The following is an 18,274-nucleotide window of genomic DNA, read 5'->3' as shown; positions in this document are numbered from 1 at the left end:
GGGTACGACCCCGCGACGGCATCATGGTGAGGAGGCGCTGTGAGCAGCGACCCGTGGGGCCGCGTCGACGAGACGGGCACCGTGTACGTGCGGACGGCCGAGGGTGAGAAGGTCGTCGGATCGTGGCAGGCCGGCACCCCTGAGGAGGCTCTGGCCTACTTCGAGCGCAAGTACGAGGGCTTGGTTGTCGAGATCGGCCTCCTCGAGAAGCGGGTGAGGACCACCGACCTCTCGGCGAAGGACGCCACGGCGGCGATCGAGCACATCCGGCAGCAGGTCACCGAGCACCACGCCGTCGGCGACCTGGCCGCGCTCGCGACCCGCCTCGACAAGCTCGTCGAGACGGTCGACTCGCGCCGCGAGGAGCGGAAGGCCCAGAAGGCGAAGCAGACCGACGAGGCGCGCGCCGCGAAGGAGAAGCTCGTCACGGAGGCCGAGGAGCTGGCCCAGAGCGAGCAGTGGCGCTCCGCGGGCGAGCGGCTGCGGGCGCTGGTGGACATCTGGAAGGGCCTCCCCCGGCTCGACCGCAAGTCGGACGACGAGCTGTGGCACCGCTTCTCGCACGCCCGCTCGGCGTTCTCGAAGCGCCGCAAGGCCCACTTCGCCTCGCTGGACGCCCAGCGTGAGGACGCCCGCAAGGCCAAGGAGCGTCTGGTCGCCGAGGCGGAGTCGCTGTCGAACTCCACCGACTGGGGCACCACGGCTGCCCGCTACCGCGAGCTGATGGCGGACTGGAAGGCGGCGGGACGCGCCCAGCGCGAGCACGAGGACGACCTGTGGAACCGCTTCCGCGGTGCCCAGGACGTCTTCTTCGCGGCGCGCGGCGAGGTCTTCGCCGAGCGGGACGCGGAGCAGACCGAGAACCTCAAGCTGAAGGAGGAGCTCGCGACCGAGGCCGAGAAGCTCCTGCCGGTGACGGACCTGAAGGCGGCCCGCGCGGCCTTCCGTTCCCTCAACGAGCGGTGGGAGGCCGTCGGCCACGTCCCGCGTGACGCCCGTCCCAAGGTCGAGGGCCGGATGCACGCGGTGGAGCGGGCGATCCAGGAGTCCGAGGAGGCCGAGTGGCGCCGGACGAACCCGGAGGCACGCGCGCGTGCCGCGGGTCTGACCGGTCAGCTGCAGGACGCGGTCGAGAAGCTGCGCAAGCAGATCGACGCGGCCCGCGCCGCCGGCAACGACGCCAAGGCCGACAAGCTCGCCCGCGAGCTGGAGGGCCGCCAGGCGCTGCTCGACCAGGCCATGAAGGGCCTGGAGGAGTTCGGCGGCTGACACGGACGCCGTGACCGTACGACGAAGGCCCCCCGGCTCTGCGCCGGGGGGCCTTCGTCATGCCCGTGGTTACGGCCGGCGGGCCGAGGTCACGCGGTAGACGTCGTAGACGCCCTCCACGCCCCGTACGGCCTTCAGGACGTGGCCCAGGTGCTTCGGGTCGCCCATCTCGAAGGTGAAGCGCGAGGTGGCCACCCGGTCACGGGAGGTCTGCACGGCCGCCGAGAGGATGTTGACGTGCTGGTCCGAGAGGACCCGGGTGACGTCCGAGAGCAGCCGGGACCGGTCGAGCGCCTCGACCTGGATGGCGACGAGGAAGACCGAGGACTGGGTCGGCGCCCACTCGACCTCCAGGATCCGCTCCGGCTCCCGGGAGAGCGACTCCACGTTGACGCAGTCGCTGCGGTGAACCGATACGCCGCTGCCGCGGGTGACGAAGCCGATGATCGGGTCGCCGGGCACGGGGGTGCAGCAGCGGGCCAGCTTCACCCACACGTCCTCGACGCCCTTGACGACGACGCCGGGGTCGGCGCTCGAGCGGCGCTTGGAGCGGCCGCGGGTCGGCGGCGAGGCCTCGTCGATGTCCTCGGTGGCGGCCTCCTCGCCGCCGAGCGCCTGGACCAGCTTCTGCACGATGGACTGGGCGGTGACATGGCCCTCGCCGATCGCCGCGTACAGCGACGAGATGTCGCTGTAGCGGAGCTCGTGGGCGAGGGTGACGAGCGAGTCGCCGGTCAGGATCCGCTGGATCGGCAGGTTCTGCTTGCGCATCGCCCGCGCGATGGCGTCCTTGCCCTGCTCGATGGCCTCGTCCCGGCGCTCCTTGGAGAACCAGGCGCGGATCTTGTTGCGGGCGCGCGGGGACTTCACGAAGCCCAGCCAGTCGCGGGAGGGCCCGGCGCCCGCGGCCTTGGAGGTGAAGACCTCCACCAGGTCGCCGTTGTCGAGGGTCGATTCGAGCGGGACGAGCCGCCCGTTGACGCGCGCCCCTATGGTGCGGTGGCCGACCTCGGTGTGGACGGCGTAGGAGAAGTCGACGGGGGTGGCGCCCGCGGGGAGCGCGATGACGTCGCCCTTGGGCGTGAAGACGAAGACCTCGTTGCGGGAGAGGTCGAAGCGCAGGGACTCCAGGAACTCGCTGGGGTCCTCGGTCTCCTTCTGCCAGTCGAGGAGCTGGCGGAGCCACGCCATGTCGTTGAGGTGGTCGTCCTTGCCGGCCTTCTTCGGCACGTCGGCGCGCACCTTGGAGGCCCCGGCGACGGCCTCCTGCTTGTACTTCCAGTGGGCGGCGATGCCGTACTCGGCGCGCCGGTGCATGTCGAAGGTGCGGATCTGGAGCTCGACGGGCTTGCCGTTGGGTCCGATGACCGTCGTGTGCAGCGACTGGTACATGTTGAACTTCGGCATCGCGATGTAGTCCTTGAACCGGCCGGGGACCGGATTCCATCGCGCGTGGACGGTGCCGAGGGCGGCGTAGCAGTCCCGCACCGTGTCGACGAGGACACGGATGCCCACCAGGTCGTAGATCTCCGCGAAGTCCCTGCCCCGGACGATCATCTTCTGGTAGACGCTGTAGTAGTGCTTGGGTCGGCCGGTGACGGTCGCCTTGATCCGGGCGGCCCGGAGGTCCGCCTGGACCTCGTCGGTCACTATGGCGAGGTACTCGTCCCGCTTGGGGGCGCGCTCGGCGACGAGCCGGACGATCTCGTCGTACATCTTGGGGTAGAGGATCGCGAAGGCGAGGTCCTCCAGCTCCCACTTGATGGTGTTCATGCCCAGCCGGTGCGCCAGCGGGGCGTAGATCTCCAGGGTCTCGCGGGCCTTCTTCTCCTGCTTCTCCCGCTTGAGGTACCGCATGGTGCGCATGTTGTGCAGGCGGTCGGCGAGCTTGATGACCAGGACGCGGGGGTCCTTGGCCATGGCGACGACCATCTTGCGGACGGTCTCGGCCTGGGCGGCCTCGCCGAACTTGACCTTGTCGAGCTTGGTGACGCCGTCGACGAGGAGCGCGACCTGGTCGCCGAAGTCCCGGCGCAGGGTGTCGAGACCGTACTCGGTGTCCTCGACGGTGTCGTGGAGCAGACCGGCCATCAGGGTCGCCGGGTCCATGCCGAGCTCGGCGAGGATCGTCGTGACGGCGAGCGGGTGCGTGATGTACGGGTCGCCGCTCTTGCGCTTCTGGCCGCGGTGCCAGCGCTCGGCGACCTGGTAGGCCCGCTCGATCTGGCGGAGCGTGGCCGTCTCGATCTTGGGGTCGTTGGAGCGGACGATCCGCAGCAGCGGTTCGAGGACCGGGTTGTACGGGGAGGAGCGCTGGACGCCGAGCCGGGCGAGGCGTGCGCGGACGCGGTTGGACGAGCCGCCGGAGCGGGCGGGCGGGGCCGGGGCGGGCCGGGCGGGGGCCGGGGCCTCGGGGGCCGGCTGCGCGGACGCGGCAGGCGCGGGCCCGGTCTCCGCCGGCTTGTTCTGGGGCGTGCCGGTCCCGGGCGCGGCCTTGTCGGCCTTCGGGTCGGGCTGCGCGGCGGAGAGTGGCTGGGCCTCGTCTGGCAAGAGCGCTCCTCTGGGCGTCCCCCCGGACGGAGTCTGGGGGAGGTACCGGGTCCCCCGGTCAGGCCCGGAAAGCCCATGGTATCGAGCCGGGAGTCGCGATGCGCACGTGGTGGCTCTCACCTGCGAAGGGCCCCGCGGGCGCGGGGCCCGAGGTCGAGCCGGCCGTTCTCATCAGCTCCAGCGGAACAGGGAGGGGCCGCCCTTCACCTGGATCTCCTTGGTGGCGGCGACATTGCCCCAGTGAACCTTGAGGGAGCCACTCTTCCCGCACAGCGGGCTCGACCAGAACTCCTTGCGCCGGGCGTCGAAGCCCTTGGCCCGGACGCAGATGCTCCCGCCCTTGTAGACCTTCCAGGCGTACGCCATCTTCATGCCCTCGGCACCGAAGTGACCGCAGCCGTCGCTGACCTCGGACCATTTCAGGGGCACGCTCCCGGCGTTCTTCCAGCCGACGCAGACGCCGGCCGCCGGCGCCTGTGACGGCAGGTCCGCGCTCGCGGGGTTCGCGGCGGTCCCGAGGGCGGCGAGTGCGATCAGGGAGACGACCCCGGCGACGGTTCTCCGCGACATGTTCATACGACTTCCTCCTGGCGGCGCGTGACGGTCGGGAACGCCGAAGGGCGCCTCGGGAGAACCCGGGCGCCCTTCGCCGTATCCCTCGACCGTTATCGGGCGGGAGATCGTCGGACTTGAACGATCACACTCGGATGAGTGCGGTGAGCGGAGCCCCGTTCAGGACGGGCTCCAGACGGCCGCGGCCGGGGAGGAAGCCCAGCTCCATCAGGACCGCGACGCCCGCCACCTCGGCGCCCGCGCGGCGGATGAGCTCGATGGAGGCCTCGGCCGTACCACCGGTGGCGAGGACATCGTCGATGATCATGACGCGGTCGCCCGCCGCGAGGTCCTCGGCGTGCACCTCGATCTCGGCGTTGCCGTACTCCAGCTCGTACGCCTGGCGGAGCGTCGCCCCGGGGAGCTTGCCGGCCTTGCGGACCGGGATGAAGCCCAGGCCCGCGCGGACGGCCACCGGGGCGGCCAGGATGAAGCCGCGCGCCTCGAGACCGACGATCTTCGTGGCGCCGTGCGCGGAGCACAGCGCGGCGAGGGCGTCGGTGAGCGCCGTGAACGCCTCCGGGTCCGCGAGCAGCGGCGTGATGTCCTTGAACAGCACGCCCGGCTTCGGATAGTCGGGGACGTCGCGGATACGGCTCAGCAGGAGCGCGGTCACGTCCTGGGTGTCGGCGGTCATCCTCGGTGCTCCTGCGCACGGCCGCGACGGCTCGCGCGCGGACCGACGACGGCGGTCTCCGCCTCGTCGGCGTACGCACCGTCCTCCGACTCGCCCTTCGACGCGGCACTCGCCCGCTTGACGAGGATGCGCTTCTTGAGCGCCTTGATCGCCGGCTCGCGCTCCTTGAGGTCGGCGACGAGCGGGGTGGCGATGAAGATCGACGAGTAGGCACCGGCGGCGAGACCGACGAACAGCGACAGCGAGATGTCGTTGAGCATGCCGGCGCCGAGGACGCCACCACCGATGAACAGCAGACCGGCGACCGGCAGCAGCGCGACGACGGTGGTGTTGATCGAACGGACCAGGGTGCCGTTGATCGAGCGGTTCGCCAGCTCGCTGTAGGTGAAGCGGGTCTGCTTCGTGATGTCCTTCGTCTGTTCCTTGAGGGAGTCGAAGACCACCACTGTGTCGTACAGCGAATATCCGAGAATGGTCAGCAGACCGATCACCGTACCGACCGTGACCTCGAAGCCGACCAGCGAGTAGATGCCCACGGTGATCGTGAGGTCGTGGATGAGGGCGATGAGTGCCGCGACCGCCATTCTCCACTCGAAGGCGATCGCCAGATAGATCACCACGAGGATCATGAAGACCCCCAGGCCCGTCCAGGCCTTGGTGGCGATCTGCTCACCCCAGCTGGGGCCGACCAGCTCCGCCGCGATCTTGTCCTCGGGGACGTTCAGGTCCTTGGCGAGCTCCGAGCGGACCTGGTCGGACTGCGCGGTGTCGAGGCCGCCGACCTGGATGCGCAGGGAGCCGTTGCCGAGCTGCTGGACGATCGCGTCGTGGCCGGAGGCCTCTTCCGCGTACTCCTGCGCCTGGCTGACGGAGACTTCCGACTTCGGGGTGGTGAAGACCGCGCCGCCCTGGAACTCGATGCCCATGTTCAGGCCGCGGACGGCCAGGGCGACGATGGCGGTGATGGTGATCAGGATGGACAGGCCGTACCAGATCTTGCGGTTGCCGATGAAGTCGTAGCCGACCTCACCGCGGTGGAGCCGGGCTCCGAGATCGCCGAGCTTCGACATCTCACGCCTCCTTCGGGTCGACAGGGCCAGCGGCAGAGGCGGTGGCACGGCGGGAGCGGCGCAGCGGCGGCTTGGCGCCGAGTCGCTTCGGGTCGAGGCCGGACCAGGGGTGGCCGTCGCCGAAGAACTTGGTCCGCGCGAGGAGCGTCATGACCGGCTTGGTGAAGAGGAACACCACGACGACGTCGAGCAGGGTGGTCAGGCCGAGCGTGAACGCGAAGCCCTGGACCTTGCCGACGGTGACGATGAAGAGCACGGCCGCGGCCAGGAACGACACGAAGTCGGAGACCATGATGGTGCGGCGGGCACGCGGCCAGGCGCGCTCGACGGCCGGGCGGAGCGTGCGGCCCTCGCGGAGTTCGTCGCGGATGCGCTCGAAGTAGACGATGAACGAGTCCGCGGTGATACCGATGGCGACGATGGCTCCACAGACGGCCGGCAGGTTCAGCGCGAAGCCGATGGCCGGGCCGAGGAGCGACATGATCACGTAGGTGAGGAGCGCGGAGACGCCGAGGCTGAGGATGGCGATCAGCGACAGGCCGCGGTAGTAGGCGACCAGGTAGATGATGACCAGGGCGAGGCCGATGGCGCCGGCGATCAGACCGGCTTCCAGCTGGTCCCCGCCGAGCGCGGCGGTGACGGTGTCGACGCTCTGGGTCTCGAAGGAGAGCGGCAGGGCACCGTAGGACAGGATGTTGCCGAGGTCCTGCGCCGACTGCTGGTTGAAGCTGCCGGAGATCTGCGCGCTGGCGCTCAGCGTGGTCTGCACGCGGGGCGCGGAGACGACCTCGCCGTCCAGGACGATCGCGAACTGGTTCTGCGGCTCGGTCTGCTGCGAGAGCTTGCTGGTGATCGACTGGAACTTCTTCGAACCGGCGCCCGTGAACTCCATGTCCACGATCCACTGGCCGGTCCGCTGGTCGATCGCGGCCTGGGCGTCGTCGACGTCCTTGCCCTCGACCTCGGCCGGGCCGAGGAGGTACTTCTCCCACTGGTCGATGGCGTTCTTGCCACAGGCCACGGTCGGCTCGGCCGGCTTGACGCCCTGACCGGCTGCGGAGCGCTGCTTGGGGTCGAGGCAGTTCAGGGTGGCGAACTTCTTCTCGAGCGCCGCGGTGGAGGCGTCGGGCGTCTGGCTCGCCTTGGGGGGCTCCGTGGCCTTGGGGGTCGCGGAGGGGGACGAGGAGGCGCTCCCGGTGGGCGTGGGGCTCGGGGCCTTGAGGGCCTCGGTGAGCGCACGGCCCTGGGTGGAGGCGGTGGCCGTCGGCGTCGCCGGCTTCTCGCCCACCGTCGCGCCGGAGGCGGAGGCGGAGGGCTTCGGCGAGGCCGAGGGGGAGCCGGAGGTGGCGCTCGGCACCGGCTGCGGCGCGGCGGCCGCGACGGCGAGCACGGGCCGGAAGTAGAGCTGGGCGGTGGTACCGACCTGCTCCCTGGCCTGCTTCTCGTTCGTCCCGCGAGGGATGTTGACGATGATGTTCTCGCGGCCCTGCGTCTGGACCTCGGCCTCGGAGACACCGAGACCGTTGACACGGCGCTCGATGATGCCGACGGCGGTGTTCATGTTGGTCTCGTTGACCGCCGACTCCTGGCCCGGCTCAGCCTTGGCCTTGAGCGTGATCGAGGTACCGCCGGCGAGGTCGATGCCCAGGCGCGGGGTGGTGTGCCCCGACCAGAACATGCCGCCGGTGAGCGCGACCATGGCGATCAGGATGAGTGCCAGGGCGCGGCCCGGCCGGCTCTGTCCCCCCGCCGGCCTTCGGCCCTTCTTCGGTGCTGCCACCTGTCGTATCTCCCTGTCCAACCGTCTCCCGCCGGGTATGCGTGAGACGGCCACGAAGTGTGTGTGGGGACCTTCCCCCGCAGACGTGGAACCGTTCCGGGTACCGCGCGCGCCGGTGGGCGTGCGCGGTGTCCCCGGCCGCGACTACTTCGCGTCGGTCTCGCCGTCGGCCTTGCCGTCCTTCTGCCCCTCGGCGGCGGCCTCGGCCGCGTCCGCCTTCTTCGTCAGGTCGGCCTTCGGCTCCGCGTCCTCGGCGGTCTCCGTGCCCTCGGTGGCCTCGACGGCACCGGTCAGCGACGAGGCGTCGTCCGGGACGACGGTGTCGGAGTCCGACTCGTCGTCGCCGTGGACGATGCGGTTGTACTCGGAGTCCTCGAGGACGGCGCCGATGGCATTCTTCGCGTAGACGGCGTGCACGCCGGGCGCGACCTCGAGGAGGACGGTCTCGTCGCCGAGCTCCTTGACGGTGGCGTACATCCCCCCGATCGTGCGGACGCCGGTGCCGGGCTGCATCTCGTCGCGCATCCGCGCCGCCGCCTGCTGCTTCTTCTTGGCAGAGCGGGTCATCAGGAACATGGCCCCGATGAGGACGATGAAGGGGAGGAGGGTCACGATGCTCACGGGACGGGTTTCCTTCGCACGGTCGCGGAGAACCCGCGGCCTGATCTTCGGGGGTGGGCGCGCCGACCAGAAAGGGCGGCAACGGCGGAGTCTAGGCGAGTCCGCATCGATGGAACAACGTCCAGCATCGCACCCCGGTTCCGGTCCGGGCGAGTGTCAGCACCGTCACGCCCCGAAGAGCCCCTGTTGTCCGCTTCCTGGCGCCCCCGGGCCCGCTGCCTGCGGCGGAACGAGCCCGAGGTGCGCCCAGGCCGCCGGGGTGGCGACCCGGCCACGGGGGGTGCGCGCCAGCAGACCCTCGCGTACGAGGAAGGGTTCGGCGACCTCCTCGACGGTCTCGCGCTCCTCCCCCACGGCGACGGCGAGGGTGGAGAGACCGACCGGTCCGCCGCCGAAGAGCTTGAGCAGCGCTTCGAGGACGCCGCGGTCGAGCCGGTCGAGGCCGCGGCCGTCGACCTCGTACACGCTGAGGGCCGCCTCGGCGATCGCGCGGGTGATGACGCCGTCGGCCCTGACCTGCGCGTAGTCCCTGACCCGGCGCAGCAGGCGGTTGGCGATACGGGGGGTGCCGCGGGAGCGGCCGGCGATCTCGGCGGCACCGGCCGGGTCGATCTCGACGTCGAGGAGTCCGGCGGAGCGGTGGATCACGCGCTGGAGCTCGGCGGGGTCGTAGAACTCCATGTGGCCGGTGAAGCCGAAGCGGTCGCGCAGCGGGGGCGGCAGGAGTCCTGCCCTGGTGGTGGCGCCGACCAGGGTGAAGGGCGGGAGCTCCAGGGGGATGGCGGTGGCGCCGGGGCCCTTGCCGACGATGACGTCGACGCGGAAGTCCTCCATCGCCATGTAGAGCATCTCCTCGGCGGGCCGGGACATGCGGTGGATCTCGTCGAGGAAGAGGATCTCGCCCTCCTGGAGGGAGGAGAGGATCGCGGCGAGGTCTCCGGCGTGCTGGATGGCGGGGCCCGAGGTGATGCGGATCGGCGCGTTCATCTCGGCCGCGATGATCATCGAGAGGGTGGTCTTGCCGAGGCCCGGGGCGCCGGAGAGCAGGACGTGGTCGGCGGTGGCGCCGCGCTGGCGGGCGGCCTTGAGGACCAGGTCGAGCTGCTGGCGGACCTTCTCCTGGCCGACGAACTCGCTGAGGTCCTTGGGGCGCAGGGCGGCTTCGACGGCCTGGTCGTCGCCCTCGGCGGAGGCGCCGACGATGCGCGCCTCGGCGTCCGGTGCCTCGGCGGTGGAGTCGTCGTCCCAGTTCACGGTGGATGCCTTCTCGTTCGTACGGCGGGGTCGGGGCGGGTGATGGGTCAGCGGGCGCGGTTGAGGGTCTGCAGGGCGGCGCGAAGCAGCTGCGGCACGGGCGCGGTGCCGGTCTCGGCGATCGCGGCCTCGGCCTGCGGGGCGACGGCGCCGACGGCTTCCTCGGCCTCGCGGCTCTGGTAGCCGAGGCCGATCAGGGCGGCGGTCAGCTGCTCGGTCCACGGTGCGGGTCCGGAGGCCGCGGCGCGCTGGGCGCCGACCAGGCCGCTGCTGCCGAGGGGGGCGCCGAGCTTGTCCTTCAGTTCGAGGAGGAGTTTCTGGGCGCCCTTCTTGCCGATGCCGGGGACGGCCATGAGGGCCTTCTCGTCTCCGGTGGACACGGCGAGGCGCAGGGCGTCGGGGCTGTGGACGCCGAGCATGGCCTGCGCGAGGCGGGGGCCGACGCCGCTCGCGGTCTGGAGCAGCTCGAAGACCTGCCGCTCGTCGTCGTCGGCGAAGCCGTACAGGGTGAGGGAGTCCTCGCGGACGACGAGGGAGGTGGCGAGCCGGGCGTCCTGTCCGATCCGCAGTCCCGCGAGGGTCCCCGGGGTGCACTGGACGGCCATGCCCACGCCGCCGACCTCGATGACGGCCGTGGTGGGGGCGAGGGCGGCGACCGGGCCGCTGACGAAGGCGATCATCGGGTTCGGCCTTTCACTGCGGACGCCTGCTGGGCGACCGCCTGCTGGAGACGGTTCTGGGCGACGGCCTGCTGGAGACGGTTCTGGGCGGGGGCCCGCCAGATGTGACAGATGGCGAGGGCGAGGGCGTCGGCGGCGTCAGCCGGCTTGGGCGGGGCGGAGAGCCGGAGCAGCCGGGTCACCATGGCGCCGACCTGCGCCTTGTCGGCGCGTCCGCTGCCGGTGACGGCGGCCTTGACCTCGCTGGGGGTGTGCAGGGCGACGGGGATGCCGCGGCGCGAGGCGCAGAGCATGGCGACGGCGCTCGCCTGTGCGGTGCCCATCACCGTACGCACGTTGTGCTGGCTGAACACCCGCTCCACGGCGACGAGTTCGGGCGAGAAGCGGTCGAGCCACTCCTCCATGCCGCGCTCGATGCCGACGAGCCGCACGCCGATGTCGTCGTCCGCGGCCGTCCGCACCACTCCCACGCCGAGCATGGTCAGGGGCCGTCCCGCGACCCCCTCGACGACGCCGACACCGCACCGGGTCAGACCCGGGTCCACCCCGAGAACGCGCACTGTGCCCCTCCCGGCCCGCTGTCGCTCAACTGTTTGTGCAGGCTATCCGCTCCCACTGACAACGCCGTACGAACGACAGCGGGCCGACGGGGGTGTGTCCCCGTCGGCCCGCTGTGCGGAGCGGCCGCGCTCAGGCGTCGACCTTCTCCATGACCTCGTCGCTGACGTCGAAGTTGGCGAAGACGTTCTGCACGTCGTCGCTGTCCTCCAGCGCGTCGATCAGCTTGAAGATCTTGCGCGCGCCCTCTTCGTCGAGCTCGACCTGCATGGTCGGGACGAAGTTGGAGTCGGCGGAGTCGTAGTCGATGCCGGCCTCCTGGAGGGCGGTGCGGACCGCGACCAGGTCGGTGGCCTCGCTGATGACCTCGAAGCTCTCGCCGAGGTCGTTGACCTCCTCGGCGCCCGCGTCGAGGACCGCGTCGAGGACGTCGTCCTCGGACAGCTCGCCCTTCGGGAGGACGATGACGCCCTTGCGGTTGAACAGGTACGAGACCGAGCCCGGGTCGGCCATGGAGCCGCCGTTGCGGGTCATGGCCACGCGGACGTCGGAGGCGGCGCGGTTGCGGTTGTCGGTGAGGCACTCGATGAGCACCGCGACACCGTTCGGTCCGTAGCCCTCGTACATGATCGTCTCGTAGTCGGCGCCGCCGGCCTCGAGACCCGCACCGCGCTTGAGCGCGGAGTCGATGTTCTTGTTCGGGACCGAGCTCTTCTTCGCCTTCTGGACGGCGTCGAACAGCGTCGGGTTACCGTCCAGGTCGGCGCCGCCCGTACGGGCCGCGACCTCGATGTTCTTGATCAGCTTCGCGAAGAGCTTGCCGCGCTTGGCATCGATCACGGCCTTCTTGTGCTTCGTCGTAGCCCATTTAGAGTGGCCGGACATCTGCCTGTCTCCTTCGCGTAACCCATTTCTGAACGAACCCCAGAGATCCTACCGGGATCGGATCAGCTCGCGGCGCGCACCATGTCGACGAACAGGGCGTGGATGCGGTGATCCCCGGTGAGCTCGGGGTGGAACGAGGTCGCGAGCGCGCGGCCCTGCCGTACGGCGACGACATGGCCCTCGTGCTCGGCGAGGATCTCGACCTCGGCGCCGACGGACTCCACCCAGGGGGCGCGGATGAAGACGCCCTCGACGGGGCCGTCCTCGATGCCCGCGACGGTGACGCCGGCCTCGAAGGACTCGTTCTGCCGGCCGAAGGCGTTGCGGCGGACGATCATGTCGATGCCGCCGAAGGTCTCCTGGCCCGAACGCGGGTCGAGGATCTTCTCCGCGAGCATGATCAGACCGGCGCAGGTGCCGTAGACCGGCAGGCCGGCGGCGATGCGCTCGCGCAGCGGCTCCGCCATGCCGAAGAGGTCGGCCAGCTTGGAGATGGTGGTGGACTCACCACCGGGGATGACCAGGCCGTCGATCTCGGCCAGTTCCTCGGGGCGCCTCACCGGCCTGGCCACGGCGTCCGCCGCGGCCAGGGCGATCAGGTGCTCCCGTACGTCGCCCTGGAGAGCCAGGACACCAATCACGGGAGTGCTGCTCATCGGTGCCTACCAGCCCCGGTTGGCGTAGCGCTCGGACTCGGGGAGGGTGTCGCAGTTGATGCCGACCATGGCCTCGCCCAGGTTGCGGGAGGCGTCCGCGATGATCTTCGGGTCGTCGTAGAAGGTGGTGGCCTTCACGATGGCGGCGGCGCGCTTGGCCGGGTCGCCCGACTTGAAGATGCCGGAGCCGACGAAGACGCCTTCGGCGCCGAGCTGACGCATGAGCGCGGCGTCGGCCGGGGTGGCGACACCACCGGCGGAGAACAGCACGACCGGCAGCTTGCCGAGCTCGGCGACCTCCTTGACGAGCTCGTACGGGGCGCGCAGGTCCTTGGCGGCGGCGAACAGCTCGTTGTTGTCGAAGCCGCGCAGGCGGGCGATCTCGTTCTTGATCTGGCGCAGGTGGCGGACGGCCTCGACGACGTTGCCGGTGCCGGCCTCGCCCTTGGAGCGGATCATGGCCGCGCCCTCGGCGATGCGGCGCAGGGCCTCGCCCAGGTTGGTGGCGCCACAGACGAAGGGGGTCGTGAAGGCCCACTTGTCGGAGTGGTTGACCTCGTCGGCCGGGGTCAGGACCTCGGACTCGTCGATGTAGTCGACACCGAGGGACTGCAGGACCTGGGCCTCGACGAAGTGGCCGATCCGGGACTTGGCCATGACCGGGATGGACACCGCGCCGATGATCTCTTCGATCATGTTCGGGTCGGACATGCGGGCCACGCCGCCGTCCTTGCGGATGTCCGCGGGGACCCGCTCCAGGGCCATGACGGCCACGGCGCCGGCGTCCTCGGCGATCTTCGCCTGCTCGGCGTTGACCACGTCCATGATCACGCCGCCCTTGAGCTGCTCGGCCATGCCGCGCTTCACACGGGCGGTGCCGGTCTCGGGGGACTGGGGGGAGGGGGAAGGCGTGGTGGACACAAGTACCTCACTCGTGACAAGAGTCATTGACGACAACAGCGAGGAAACAGTCCACCTGCGGTCCACTGCAAGGGCCAATGTGGACCCGGTGGATCGTTTTCGCAGGTTACGGGGCGTCAGGTGGGGCGATCGGCAAGAGCCACCGGCGGCTCGTCGTCCATTTCGAAGGCCAGCGGGAAGGGCGCGTGGCCCGCGAGCCGGAACCAGCGGACCTTGCGGTGGCGGCGCAGGGCGCGGGCGGCCCGTACGGCGTCGTTGTGGAAGCGGCGGGCCATCGGCACCCGGCGGACGGCCTGCGCGAGCTCCTCCGCGGCCTCCACGCCACCGGCGGCCTCCCGGACCACCTCCACCTGCTCGGGCTCGCCGAACACAGCCCGCAGCGCCTGGCTGAGTTCGCTCTCGGCGACCTCCCGGTGATCCTCCTCGGCCTGCCGGGCGGCGTGCGCGGCCTCGTACAGCACGATCGAGGCGGCCGGATCGAGAACGCCGGAGGTGGCCAGCTCCTGGGTGACCGAGGCCCGGCGCAGCAGCTGCGCGTCCAGGGCCGCGCGGGCGGCGTCGATACGGGAGTGCAGCCGGTCGAGCCGTCCGGCGGTCCAACTGAGATAGACGCCGATGAGAATCAGCGCGACGACGGTCCAGATCAGGGTTTCGGTCACGGGCGCACAGGCTACCGGGGCGGTGGCAGCACGCCCTCCCAAAGGTCACGGTCATGGGCGAACAGGACACGGACCGGCCGACCGCCGGCGAGCTCGGCGAGCCGGTCGAGCCAGGGGCGGTACGGGGTGCCGAACTCGGACGCGAAGTCGTACGCCTGGCCCGCGAGGACCGTCACGGGGGCGCCGTGGTCGCCGTGGTCGCCGTGGTCCAGGAACAGCGACTGGTGGCCGTCCGTGTGGCCCGGGGTCGGCACCACGAGGACGCCGGGGGCGATCTCGTGCTCGCCGTCGAGCTCCTCGTACCGGACGCCGGGAAGCAACGAGTCGATCGTGTACCCGCCGGCGCGGGCGGTGGCGAGCTCGGTGCGCTGGACGAGGACGGGGGTGGTGGGGAAGCGCTGGTTGCCGCCGATGTGGTCGAAGTGGAGGTGGCAGTTGACGACGAGGTCCACGTCGCCGGGCCCGACGGGCAGGGGGCGGCGGACGGGCCGGTAGTGGGCGTCGGTCTCCGGGGACCCGGTCCCCATGCCGGTGTCGAAGAGCAGCCTCACGCCCGCGTGGCGCACGAGATACGCGAGAACGGGTTCCACGCGGGGGTGGGGGCCTTGCCACTCGGCGGCGGGGCGGGTGAAGTACCCGAGGTCGAGCCGCGTGATCGCATCCATGAACGCATCCTGCCCCCGGCGGTAGGACACCATCCGCCGCCCGTGGATTGCCCGTCCGCCGCGACGCTCCACGGGCGGACCGCCCACCCTTCCCGTGCCGCCACCCACCCCGTCGTGGGCACCTGTCCCGCCGGGACGGCGCCCACCCCGTTGTGGGCACCTGTTCCGCTGGCGCGGCGCCCACCCCCACCGTGCCACCCCCGTTGTGGGCATTCGTTCCGCTGGGGCGGAACGGGTGGGCACAACGGACGGCGCCCCTTGCCGAGCCTAGGCTTCCGCGCCTGTACCCGCACCCCGTTGTGCGGTGCACAGTCGGTGCGGGTCCAGGCCGCAAGGGGCGGAGGCGCCGCCAAGGGCGCCGTCCCGTGTGCCCACCCGTCCCGCCCTGCGGGACGATTGCCCACACGGGGGTGGGCGCGAGACCCCGGCGGGGTGGGCACCGCCCCAGCGGGGCGATTGCCCACACGGCGGTGGGAGAGGCTGGTCGGCCCCGGTTGGGTGGGCGGCGCCCCGGGCGGGTGGGTACCGCCTCGGCAGGGCGATTGCCACACGGCGGTGGGCGACGCGGCCCGCCCGCGCGGGTGGGCACCGTCCCAGCAAGACGATCGCCCACGCGGCGGTGGCCGTGGGCTACCAGCCCAGGCGCGTCCTGAGGCTCACCCGTTCGTCCGTGTCGACCGCCGCCGCCCCGTCCGCCACCGTCTCGTACACCGCCAGGATGTCCGCGCCGACCGTCGCCCAGTCGAAGCGCCGTACATGCGCCGAGCCCCGCGCGCTCAGGCCCGCGCGGCGCTCCTCGTCCCCCAGGAGCCGGATCGCCGCGACGGCGAGGGCCTCCGCGTCCTCGTTCGTGAAGAGCTCGCCCGCCGCTCCCTGGTCGAGGACCTGGGCGAAGGCGTCCAGGTCGGAGGCGAGGACCGGCGCGCCGGCCGAGAGCGCCTCGACGAGGATGATGCCGAAGCTCTCGCCGCCGGTGTTGGGCGCCACGTACACGTCGACGCTGCGCAGCAGCCGCGCCTTGTCCTCGTCGCTGACCATCCCGAGGAACTCGACCCGGGAGCGCAGCTCACGCGGCAGCGAGGCCACCGCCTCCTCCTCGTCCCCGCGCCCGGCGACGAGGAGCCGCGCGCCGGGCCGTTCCGTGAGGATCCTGGGCAGGGCCCGCATGAGGACCGGCAGGCCCTTCCTCGGCTCGTCGATCCGGCCGATGAAGCCGAGGGTCTCGCCCTGCCACTCCTTCTTCGGCTCGGCGCGGGCGAAGAAGTCCACGTCGACCCCGTTGGGGATGACGACGGCGTCACCGCCGAGGTGCTCGACGAGCGTGCGGCGCGCGTACTCGCTGACCGCGATCCGGGCGCTGATCTTCTCGAGCGCGGGCTGGAGGATCGGGTACGCGGCGATCATCGCGCGCGATCGCGGGTTCGAGGTGTGGAAGGTGGCCACGATCGGCCCCTGCGCCGCCCAGCAGGTGAGCAGGCCGAGGGAGGGCGAGGCCGGCTCGTGGATGTGGACGACGTCGAAGATGCCGTCGTGCAGCCAGCGGCGGACCCGCGCGGCGGAGAGGAAGCCGAAGCTGAGCCGGGCAACCGAGCCGTTGTACGAGACGGGCACGGCCCGGCCTGCGGAGACCACGTACGGCGGCAGCGGGGTGTCGTCGTCAGAGGGCGCGAGGACGGACACCTCGTGGCCGAGCCGGATGAGGTGCTCGGCGAGGTCACGGATGTGGAACTGGACGCCGCCCGGCACGTCCCAGGAGTACGGGCAGACGATCCCGATCTTCACGCGCCGCGCTCCCCGTCCCGCTCCACGCCGGGAGCCTCCTCCGGACGTGTCTCCAGGTCCGACAGCCACAGGCGTTGCAGCATGTGCCAGTCCTCCGGGTGGTCCGCGATGCCGGCGGCGAAGGCGTCGGCCAGCGCCTGCGTCATCACGGACGTCTTCTCGGCCCGCGTGCCTGACTCGGGTACGTCGACGGGCGGGTGGATCCGGCCCTTCAGGGACGTCCCGTCGTACCAGAGCGTCACGGGCAGCAGCAGCGCCCCCGTCTGCTGGGCGAGGATCGCGGGTCCCGCGGGCATCCGCGCCGTGTCGCCGAAGAAGGTGACCTCGGTGCCGGAGGCCGACAGGTCGCGGTCGGCGACCAGGCAGACCAGGCCGCCCGCCCGCAGCCGCCGTGCGAGGGTGCCGAAGGCGGAGCCCCCGGTGTGCGGGAGGACCTCCATGCCGAGGGACTCCCGGTAGGCGACGAAACGGTCGTAGAGCGTCTCCGGCTTGAGCCGCTCGGCGACCGTCGTGAACGGCACGCCGAGCGCGCGGGTCACCCACACACCGGCCAGGTCCCAGTTCGCCAGGTGCGGCAGGGCGAGGACGACCCCGCGTCCGGCGGCCAGGCCTTCCTTCAGGTAGTGCGCGTCCTTGATGTCGACATCGCGCTCGACCCGCTCCTTGTCCCAGGTCGGCAGCCGGAAGGACTCCATCCAGTACCGCATGTACGAGCGCATGCCGGCCTTCGAAAGCTCGGCGAGCCGCGCGGGCGTGGCGTCGGGCACCACGCGCGCGAGGTTCGCCTCAAGGCGCAGCACGCTCTTGCCGCGCCGTTTCCAGGTGAAGTCGGCGATCCGTCGGCCGAGGCCGGTGGCCACCGGTTCGGGAAGCTTCTTGACGGTCGCCCAGCCGGCGCCGTACAGCCCGTCGCTCAGTCGTTCCTTCAGCGCGCTCATGTCGTCGCCCCGCTCCCCCCGGCCGCGGCGGCGTCCGCCTCGGCCGATTCACGCCGTACGGTCACGACCCGCTGCCCCAGGGTGACGGCACTGCCGACCGCCACGATCCACAGGGCGATCGGGAGCAGGACCTCGACCCCGGGCACCCCGAACGCGTGCAGGCCGGCGAGGCCCGCGGCGACCAGCGAGATCACGAGTCGCTCGGCACGCTCGATCAGGCCGTTGACGGCGACGGGAAGGCCAATCGATTCGCCACGCGCCTTGGTGTACGAGACGACCTGCCCGCTCGCCAGGCAGAAGATCGCGACGGCACAGAGCACGTTGTCGTCGCCGGTGCCCGCGTACCAGAGCGCGAAGCCGCCGAAGATCGCACCGTCGGCGACCCGGTCGAGCGTCGAGTCGAGGAAGGCGCCCCAGCGGCTGGAGATCCCGGCCTGCCGGGCCATGTTGCCGTCGACGAGGTCGGAGAAGACGAAGAGGGTGATGACGATGGTGCCCCAGAAGAATTCTCCGCGGGGGAAGAAGACCAGCGCACCGGCCATCACTCCCGCCGTGCCGATGAGCGTGACCGCGTCGGGGCTGACGCCCCGGCGGAGCAGAAACGCTGCGAACGGTGTGAGGACACGCGTGAAGAATGCACGCGCGTACTTGTTCAGCATGGCCTTCCCGAGGTTCGGTGGGCCGCGCGGCCCCAATGACCACCGGCTCACCCATCGTAGCCACGAGCGCCCCGGCGT

The 18,274-nt window shown here is 71.2% G+C and carries 18 protein-coding genes; 1 reads left to right on the top strand and 17 read right to left on the bottom strand.

Annotation, left to right across the window (positions count from 1 at the left end; translation table 11 throughout):
• Nucleotides 1-39 precede the first annotated feature (39 nt).
• Nucleotides 40-1,269, top strand: a complete 1,230-nt coding sequence (locus ACZ4VK_RS21405; RefSeq protein WP_468354149.1) for a DUF349 domain-containing protein — start codon at nucleotides 40-42, stop codon at nucleotides 1,267-1,269.
• Nucleotides 1,270-1,338: 69 nt separating this feature from the next.
• Here the strand turns inward: ACZ4VK_RS21405 and ACZ4VK_RS21400 are convergent, their stop codons facing one another.
• From ACZ4VK_RS21400 to pgsA, 17 genes are all read right to left on the bottom strand, one after another.
• On the bottom strand, nucleotides 1,339-3,819 hold the full coding sequence (locus tag ACZ4VK_RS21400) for a RelA/SpoT family protein (RefSeq protein ID WP_468354147.1): 2,481 nt from the start codon (nucleotides 3,817-3,819) through the stop codon (nucleotides 1,339-1,341).
• Between the two features lie 171 nt (nucleotides 3,820-3,990).
• Nucleotides 3,991-4,389 (bottom strand): hypothetical protein, encoded by a 399-nt coding sequence (locus tag ACZ4VK_RS21395; RefSeq protein ID WP_468354145.1) that lies wholly within the window; start codon nucleotides 4,387-4,389, stop codon nucleotides 3,991-3,993.
• 127 nt (nucleotides 4,390-4,516) lie between these two features.
• Nucleotides 4,517-5,068, bottom strand: coding sequence for an adenine phosphoribosyltransferase (locus tag ACZ4VK_RS21390; RefSeq protein ID WP_468354143.1), 552 nt, complete (start codon nucleotides 5,066-5,068; stop codon nucleotides 4,517-4,519).
• On the bottom strand, nucleotides 5,065-6,138 hold the full coding sequence (gene secF / locus ACZ4VK_RS21385) for a protein translocase subunit SecF (RefSeq protein WP_468354141.1): 1,074 nt from the start codon (nucleotides 6,136-6,138) through the stop codon (nucleotides 5,065-5,067). Before secF ends, ACZ4VK_RS21390 begins: the two co-directional genes overlap by 4 nt.
• 1 nt (nucleotide 6,139) lies before the next feature.
• Entirely contained in the window at nucleotides 6,140-7,918 is a 1,779-nt protein-coding gene (gene secD, locus ACZ4VK_RS21380; RefSeq protein WP_468354139.1) for a protein translocase subunit SecD, read from the bottom strand.
• Between the two features lie 144 nt (nucleotides 7,919-8,062).
• The gene (yajC, locus tag ACZ4VK_RS21375; RefSeq protein ID WP_468354137.1) at nucleotides 8,063-8,539 is read right to left on the bottom strand and encodes a preprotein translocase subunit YajC; all 477 of its coding nucleotides are present in this window, start codon (nucleotides 8,537-8,539) and stop codon (nucleotides 8,063-8,065) included.
• Between the two features lie 165 nt (nucleotides 8,540-8,704).
• Nucleotides 8,705-9,793 carry a Holliday junction branch migration DNA helicase RuvB gene (gene ruvB, locus ACZ4VK_RS21370; RefSeq protein ID WP_468354135.1) on the bottom strand — a complete coding sequence of 363 codons (1,089 nt, stop codon included), beginning with the start codon at nucleotides 9,791-9,793 and terminating at the stop codon, nucleotides 8,705-8,707.
• Nucleotides 9,794-9,840: 47 nt separating this feature from the next.
• The gene (gene ruvA, locus ACZ4VK_RS21365; RefSeq protein ID WP_468354133.1) at nucleotides 9,841-10,473 is read right to left on the bottom strand and encodes a Holliday junction branch migration protein RuvA; all 633 of its coding nucleotides are present in this window, start codon (nucleotides 10,471-10,473) and stop codon (nucleotides 9,841-9,843) included.
• Nucleotides 10,470-11,033 carry a crossover junction endodeoxyribonuclease RuvC gene (gene ruvC / locus ACZ4VK_RS21360; RefSeq protein WP_389685069.1) on the bottom strand — a complete coding sequence of 188 codons (564 nt, stop codon included), beginning with the start codon at nucleotides 11,031-11,033 and terminating at the stop codon, nucleotides 10,470-10,472. Before ruvC ends, ruvA begins: the two co-directional genes overlap by 4 nt.
• Nucleotides 11,034-11,163: 130 nt before the next feature.
• Complete coding sequence (locus ACZ4VK_RS21355) at nucleotides 11,164-11,916, bottom strand: YebC/PmpR family DNA-binding transcriptional regulator (protein WP_468354131.1); 753 nt, start codon at nucleotides 11,914-11,916, stop codon at nucleotides 11,164-11,166.
• Between the two features lie 62 nt (nucleotides 11,917-11,978).
• Nucleotides 11,979-12,572 (bottom strand): pyridoxal 5'-phosphate synthase glutaminase subunit PdxT, encoded by a 594-nt coding sequence (pdxT, locus tag ACZ4VK_RS21350; protein ID WP_468354129.1) that lies wholly within the window; start codon nucleotides 12,570-12,572, stop codon nucleotides 11,979-11,981.
• A 6-nt stretch (nucleotides 12,573-12,578) separates the two neighbouring features.
• Complete coding sequence (pdxS, locus tag ACZ4VK_RS21345) at nucleotides 12,579-13,493, bottom strand: pyridoxal 5'-phosphate synthase lyase subunit PdxS (RefSeq protein WP_317874515.1); 915 nt, start codon at nucleotides 13,491-13,493, stop codon at nucleotides 12,579-12,581.
• 116 nt (nucleotides 13,494-13,609) lie between these two features.
• Entirely contained in the window at nucleotides 13,610-14,152 is a 543-nt protein-coding gene (locus ACZ4VK_RS21340; RefSeq protein ID WP_468354127.1) for a hypothetical protein, read from the bottom strand.
• Between the two features lie 11 nt (nucleotides 14,153-14,163).
• On the bottom strand, nucleotides 14,164-14,817 hold the full coding sequence (locus ACZ4VK_RS21335; RefSeq protein ID WP_468354125.1) for an MBL fold metallo-hydrolase: 654 nt from the start codon (nucleotides 14,815-14,817) through the stop codon (nucleotides 14,164-14,166).
• A gap of 630 nt (nucleotides 14,818-15,447) precedes the next feature.
• A complete protein-coding gene (locus tag ACZ4VK_RS21330) occupies nucleotides 15,448-16,599 on the bottom strand; it encodes a glycosyltransferase family 4 protein (RefSeq protein ID WP_468354123.1) in 1,152 nt (383 codons plus the stop codon).
• Nucleotides 16,596-17,537, bottom strand: a complete 942-nt coding sequence (locus tag ACZ4VK_RS21325) for a phosphatidylinositol mannoside acyltransferase (protein ID WP_468354121.1) — start codon at nucleotides 17,535-17,537, stop codon at nucleotides 16,596-16,598. The genes ACZ4VK_RS21330 and ACZ4VK_RS21325 overlap by 4 nt, the downstream gene beginning before the upstream one ends.
• Nucleotides 17,534-18,196 carry a phosphatidylinositol phosphate synthase gene (pgsA, locus tag ACZ4VK_RS21320; RefSeq protein ID WP_468354119.1) on the bottom strand — a complete coding sequence of 221 codons (663 nt, stop codon included), beginning with the start codon at nucleotides 18,194-18,196 and terminating at the stop codon, nucleotides 17,534-17,536. The genes ACZ4VK_RS21325 and pgsA overlap by 4 nt, the downstream gene beginning before the upstream one ends.
• Nucleotides 18,197-18,274 lie beyond the last annotated feature (78 nt).

The organism is Streptomyces sp. NPDC028711 (assembly GCF_055565415.1).
This window is presented reverse-complemented; position numbering and strand designations above follow the sequence as displayed.

Excerpts from the sequence above, each read along its gene's own strand:
- ACZ4VK_RS21395 (WP_468354145.1), bottom strand. The coding sequence starts at position 4,389 with ATGTCGCGGAGAACCGTCGCCGGGGTCGTCTCCCTGATCGCACTCGCC.
- ACZ4VK_RS21390 (WP_468354143.1), bottom strand. The coding sequence starts at position 5,068 with ATGACCGCCGACACCCAGGACGTGACCGCGCTCCTGCTGAGCCGTATC.
- secF (WP_468354141.1), bottom strand. The coding sequence starts at position 6,138 with ATGTCGAAGCTCGGCGATCTCGGAGCCCGGCTCCACCGCGGTGAGGTC.
- ruvA (WP_468354133.1), bottom strand. The coding sequence starts at position 10,473 with ATGATCGCCTTCGTCAGCGGCCCGGTCGCCGCCCTCGCCCCCACCACG.
- ACZ4VK_RS21355 (WP_468354131.1), bottom strand. The coding sequence starts at position 11,916 with ATGTCCGGCCACTCTAAATGGGCTACGACGAAGCACAAGAAGGCCGTG.
- pdxT (WP_468354129.1), bottom strand. The coding sequence starts at position 12,572 with ATGAGCAGCACTCCCGTGATTGGTGTCCTGGCTCTCCAGGGCGACGTA.
- ACZ4VK_RS21335 (WP_468354125.1), bottom strand. The coding sequence starts at position 14,817 with ATGGATGCGATCACGCGGCTCGACCTCGGGTACTTCACCCGCCCCGCC.
- ACZ4VK_RS21325 (WP_468354121.1), bottom strand. The coding sequence starts at position 17,537 with ATGAGCGCGCTGAAGGAACGACTGAGCGACGGGCTGTACGGCGCCGGC.
- pgsA (WP_468354119.1), bottom strand. The coding sequence starts at position 18,196 with ATGCTGAACAAGTACGCGCGTGCATTCTTCACGCGTGTCCTCACACCG.